This is a genomic window from bacterium, assembly GCA_040757115.1.
Lineage (GTDB): Bacteria > UBA9089 > CG2-30-40-21 > CG2-30-40-21 > SBAY01 > JBFLXS01.
Map to the genome: position 1 here is coordinate 1 of JBFLYA010000245.1, position 5,559 is coordinate 5,559.

At 34.5% G+C, this 5,559-nt stretch carries 4 protein-coding genes and 1 pseudogene; all 5 read right to left on the reverse strand.

Going from position 1 to position 5,559, the window contains the following annotated elements; genetic code table 11:
- Window positions 1–312 (reverse strand): hypothetical protein (locus AB1422_16095; protein ID MEW6620831.1); only part of this gene is annotated, 312 nt, incomplete at its 3' end.
- Between the two features lie 259 nt (window positions 313–571).
- Window positions 572–685 (reverse strand): annotated as a pseudogene (locus AB1422_16100) (GxxExxY protein).
- Window positions 686–758: 73 nt separating this feature from the next.
- A complete protein-coding gene (locus tag AB1422_16105) occupies window positions 759–1,757 on the reverse strand; it encodes an Rpn family recombination-promoting nuclease/putative transposase (GenBank protein ID MEW6620832.1) in 999 nt (332 codons plus the stop codon).
- A 757-nt stretch (window positions 1,758–2,514) separates the two neighbouring features.
- Window positions 2,515–4,047, reverse strand: coding sequence for a S41 family peptidase (locus AB1422_16110; GenBank protein MEW6620833.1), 1,533 nt, complete (start codon window positions 4,045–4,047; stop codon window positions 2,515–2,517).
- 110 nt (window positions 4,048–4,157) lie between these two features.
- Window positions 4,158–5,372 carry a gephyrin-like molybdotransferase Glp gene (glp, locus tag AB1422_16115; GenBank protein MEW6620834.1) on the reverse strand — a complete coding sequence of 405 codons (1,215 nt, stop codon included), beginning with the start codon at window positions 5,370–5,372 and terminating at the stop codon, window positions 4,158–4,160.
- Window positions 5,373–5,559: the final 187 nt, after the last annotated feature.

Genomic DNA, 5,559 nt, shown 5'->3' on the forward strand with positions numbered 1-5,559 from the left:
TTTATCTGGAGGCCAGGCATAGCGTATCCGCTCTCTCTTAGGATTATAAAGTGCTAAAAACGAATCTATCTCCTTTGCTACATCACTTACAGTTACCTTAAATAATCCTCGTTTAGGTATGTTTATCCTGTAATAATCTATATCTTGCTTTGGGGCAATGTTATTACCCGTGATTACCTGACCTAATTCTATCTTCGTTGCCTGATTAAAACTGTCATTCGGCTCAAAGAGATCTTGGGCAAAAGTCTTTGTGGCAAAAATACATGGGATAACTAATCCTACGAATACACTTAAAATCAAACTTTTTTTCATTTTGTCTATTCCTCCTCGTATAATATAATATGAACACTCTCGGATAAATTTGAGCGTTGATTTTATTAGCCTTCACACACCTCGAATTTTCCCTTCACCCCCAGTATTCCCCTCTTGAGAGGCTTATCGTTACCCACAAGTCCAAATATAGTTAATTGACAATTATCAATTAGCCATTATCAATTCACAATTAATATTTGATGTTAACAAAATTAACAAGTAACTATTCACCACGAAGAGCACGAAGGGCAGGGAGATGTTACAGAACAAATCTCTTTATGCCTTCTTTCAATCTTTCCACATTGAAATTTATCACTAGACCAACCTTGATATTTGCCAATTTCATATATGTTAATATTTGAGCTTCATGAATTCGATAATTCATCAAATTTCACTTCGTGCTCTCCGTGCCTTTCGTGGTGAATAGTTACCTAATCGATAATTCACTAATTCGCTAGTCTTACAACCCTATTTATTTCCTCTTCTGAAAGTTCTGTTATCTCAGCAATCATCTCCAATTTAAACCCTTTTTTATACATCGATTTAGCTGTTTCTATTGCCTTCCTATATTCGCCTTGTTGTAATCCTTGTTCTAATCCTTGTTGTAACCCTTGTTCTAATCCTTGTTGTAATCCTTGTTCTAATCCTTGTTGTAACCCTTGTTCTAATCCTTGTTGTAACCCTTGTTCTAATCCTTGTTGTAACCCTTGTTCTAATCCTTGTTCTAACCCTTTCTTTTCGGCATAAGAAATCGATGCCTTTTGAATATAGATGAAATCTTTCCTTTTATGCTGTATCTCTAATTCTTTAGCACTCAGACCTGCTTGATTGGCTATCTCAAATGCCTTCTTTATCTCTTTACTCATCCCCAGTGTTTTGGGTATGTAATTTAGCTTACCCGCATTTTTTATAAAATATATCCATTTATCCGTAATATCACTTAATTCACTTTCTTCCTTCTTGAATTTTGGCAACTCAATGAAGATTAATTCAATATCTCCACTATATTCAACTAACTCCTCCTTCTCTATCAATCTGAAGTAACTGATGACCTTTGTCCACTCACTAAACATCTCAAAATCAGTAATAGTGATAGCAATAATCGGGTTTAATAGATAAAATTCATCACCACATAAAAGTTGCGTAGAATATGCCTTCGCCGCATTGTAGAGAATCCTTTTTTCTAATCCTTCATAATTTAATATCTGCATCTCAATAATTACGCCACTACCATCTGATAATATTGCCTTGACATCAACATAGGTATCTTTCATCCCTTTAAGTAACGGTATCTGATATGGGTCAACTATGGTTAAATCTTCAATAATGCTTCCATCTTTGAATTTAACCACGGAGTTTATAAAGTTTATAAGTATATCTTTTGATTGTTTACTTCCAAATACCTTTTTAAAGGCAAAGTCTGTTTTTACATCTAAAAACTGCATATTTTTATTCCTCCTTGAATTCGTATTTCGTAATTTGTAGGTAACTATTCAGCCACAGATGGATACAGATGAAACACTGATTTTATTTTTTTATCCCTGCTAATCCGCCTCGATCAGATTACTATTCGCCAACCATAACTCCTGTGTATTTTACTTTAATTGGGTATTCCAATTCTGGTGAATATTTCCAGGCTAATAATTCAATCTATTATGTTTTTTGATAAACTCTTTCCCAAAAAGCATAACCAAAATATTGTAGACTTCAAATGCACATCCTCAGTTCTTTTTTCATATTTTAAACTCATTCTATTTCATCCGTGTTAATCCGTGTCCATCAGTGGCTGAATAATTACATTTTTATATTCTTTGTGTCTTGGTGGCTGAATAGTTACATTTGTAGAATGAATAACAAACAATGAACTGGACTTTCGTAAATTTTATGCTCCTATTGAGGCTATCTAAAGCTCTCTTTATCCTTATCAATCTGTTTATTTTGTTCAAAGATGGCAAAATTAGACTCAAAAGCCTGATGATTTTTTTGCAACTTATCCTTTGAAGTTGAGTTGATAAAAAATGTTTTACCTATTTTCTTCCCTTTGTGTCCTTTGCGTTACTACTTTGTGCCCTTTGCGATTTATCCTTTTTTAATCGCAAAGAACACAAAGAAATCAACCGCAAAGAACGCAAAGATTAAAGGCAAAAGAAATCATAAAAAATTCACGAAACACCAGTTTATACAAAACTTTGCTTGTATTTACTAAAGTTTTTTTGAGGTCTTCATATTATTAAATATCTGTGAAGCAGTAAGAATATCCACTGCTCGTTGAAGTTGCGTGTCTAAAATCAGGTCATAAACAGGTTCCTTTTTTAACTCCTTTTTTCTGATTTCTATATCTATCTTTTTCTTAAGGAGCACTTCTTTTATTTTTATCCCATCTTTTTCTAAATTAGCCAGTAGTTCTTTCATATCATCTTCTGTATATGGATTATGTTCTTCAATAAATTTTTTTACATACCCTTCTTTTTCTATCTTATTAAACATCTCTGCATCTTCCTTACTTAATTCATATTCTTCGGCAGTAATATCAGGAATGATTCCTTTATCATGGATAGATTTACCTGAAGGTGTATAGTATTTAGCCGTAGTGAGGGCTATGCCGGAGTTATCTGCGAGTGAAATAACTGTTTGCACTGAGGCTTTTCCAAAACTTGGCAAACCAACGATAACTCCTCGTGGGGGAGCAACTCTTCTTTTAACAAGCCATTTTTCTGATTCTATCTCATTAATAGAAATATCCTCTTTATTCTCAAGCAATTTAGCCCATTTATCATATTCTACCTTATTAGTGATTAAAAATTTCTCATATTGTGGGTCTTGAATAGCTCCAGCAACAATTTCTGAACCACTGGCACTCCCATGGTTAATTAAAACTACCATTGGATAATCACCATCCAGCCCTGAATCTGTTGCCTGATAATCTTGATTCATTTGTGGAATGCGACCATTAATGGAAACAATCAATTTCTTATCGGATAAAAATTCATCCGTCACTGCCACGGCTGAATCTAATAACCCACCCGGATTATTTCTTAAATCTAAGATTAAACTCTTCATATCCTTTTCTTTTAACTTTAAAAGGGCATTATGGAATTCATCTGGTGTCTTTTGATTAAAATTAGTTATCCGAATATAACCCATATCTTTCTTAATCATATCATATTTAACACTTTCGATTTTGATTATATCACGAATAATCGTAAATTTAAGCCATTCTTTTTCACCTTCCCTTTCAACGCTAATCGTAACTTCTGTTCCCTTAGGACCTCTTAATTTTCCAACCGCCTCAAATAAGGTAATATCTTTTGTTGTAACTCCATCAATCTCCATAATTTTATCACCTGCTTTAACGCCCGCCAGTGCCGCTGGTGTTTCCTCAATCGGTGAAATAACCGTTAATTGATTATCTTTAAGACCAATAACAATTCCTACTCCACCAAATTCACCTTCTGTCTCCACTTTCATCTCTTTATATGATTCTGGGGTCATAAATCGTGTATGTGGGTCATTCAAACTTTTTAATAAGCCGCTAATGGCTCCATAGATTAAATCCTTTGACTTAACTTTATCAATATCCACATATTGAGTCTGGACAATAGAGAGTGCCTGGGTAAAAAGCCGTATGTCATCATACATTTGTTGATTTTTATCGGATGATGACCTGCTATCTCCGACTATTAGTCCTAAAAATGTTAGCCCAACAATTAACCACAATATTTTCTTACGAAACATCTTATCCTCCTTACAAAAAAACTCTCTTTATTTATATTATCGACAAAATATAACGATTTCATTATACCCTATAATTATATTTATGTCAACAAAAAAAATTTTTTTCAAACTTAATACCCCATTCTAAATGGTTCGACCCACACCTCATCTCCTTCTCTAATTTCATTTTGCTCTGGTAAAATCATCATCAAGCAATTAGCCACTAACATGGAAGAAAGTATCCCAGAACCTTGAGGACCGGTTGTGGTCACTTCCCAGCCATCTTTTCCTTGCGAAAGTATCCCCCTTAGAAATTCTGTTCGATTATCCTTTTTAGTCCTTTGAAATTTAGCCTTAGCTTTAAACTGGATAATTTTATCATAATCTTTATAACCAGCCATTTTCAAAAGGGCACATCGGACAAATTTAATAAAACTCACCATTACCGAAACAGGATTACCCGGCAAACCAAAGAAGTAACAATTACCAATCTTGCCAAATGAAACAGGTTTTCCTGGTTTTACATTCACCTGCCAGAATTCCAGATTACCCAATTCATTTACTACTTCTTTTACTAAATCATACTGGCCTACCGAAACACCACCAGAGGTAATGATAGCATCTGCTTTATTACTTGCCTGGGCGAATTTCTTCTTTAAAACATCTTTATCATCTCTGATAATGCTTAGATCAATTATTTCTACCCCCAATTGTGTTAGTAATCCCATTAAAGTGTATCGATTGCTATCGTATTTTTTGCCTGATGGTCGTTTTTCTCCAGGCAGAAGGAGTTCATCGCCGGTGGAAGCAATGGCAACCGTTAATTTTCTAAAGGCATTTATAGTTGTATATCCCATTGCGGCTAACATCCCCATTTCTTGTGGTTTAATCCAGGTACCTTTGTCTAATATCAGGTTACCCTGTTTAATATCTTCACCTTGAAATCGGATATTAGCCCATTTTTTAGCGGCTTTTGGGGGAATAGTTACCCACTCACCTTCCTGACCTGTCACTTCTTGAATAACGACTGTATCGGCTCCTTCAGGGAGGGTAGCACCTGTCATAATCCTAACTGCTTGTCCCTCTTCAATCTTTTTATCAAAATACCCTCCTGCGGGTAACTCACCAATTACCTTTAATCTTGAGGGGGCTATTTCACTAATATCCTCGTATTGAATGGCATAACCATCCATTGCTGAATCATTATGAGATGGAATATCAAAAGGAGCGATTATATCTACGGCAAGAATTCGATTTAATGATGCGACAATCTTAATTTCATCAGTTTCTTTAACCGTCACAACAGTTTCCAGTATTTTTGTTTTTGCCTCTTCAAATGAAATCAATTTTAAATATCCTTTTGCAGGCAATTATATCAAAAACTTGAATCTATGTCAATTAAATTCTTGTAACTGCTGTGATTCAGACACTGGACATCAACCATCAACCATCAACTATCAACTATCAACCATACTAATGTGAAGTTTTGGTTAATATTTACTATACTTATCGGCATTTCTAAGTAAAATTTTG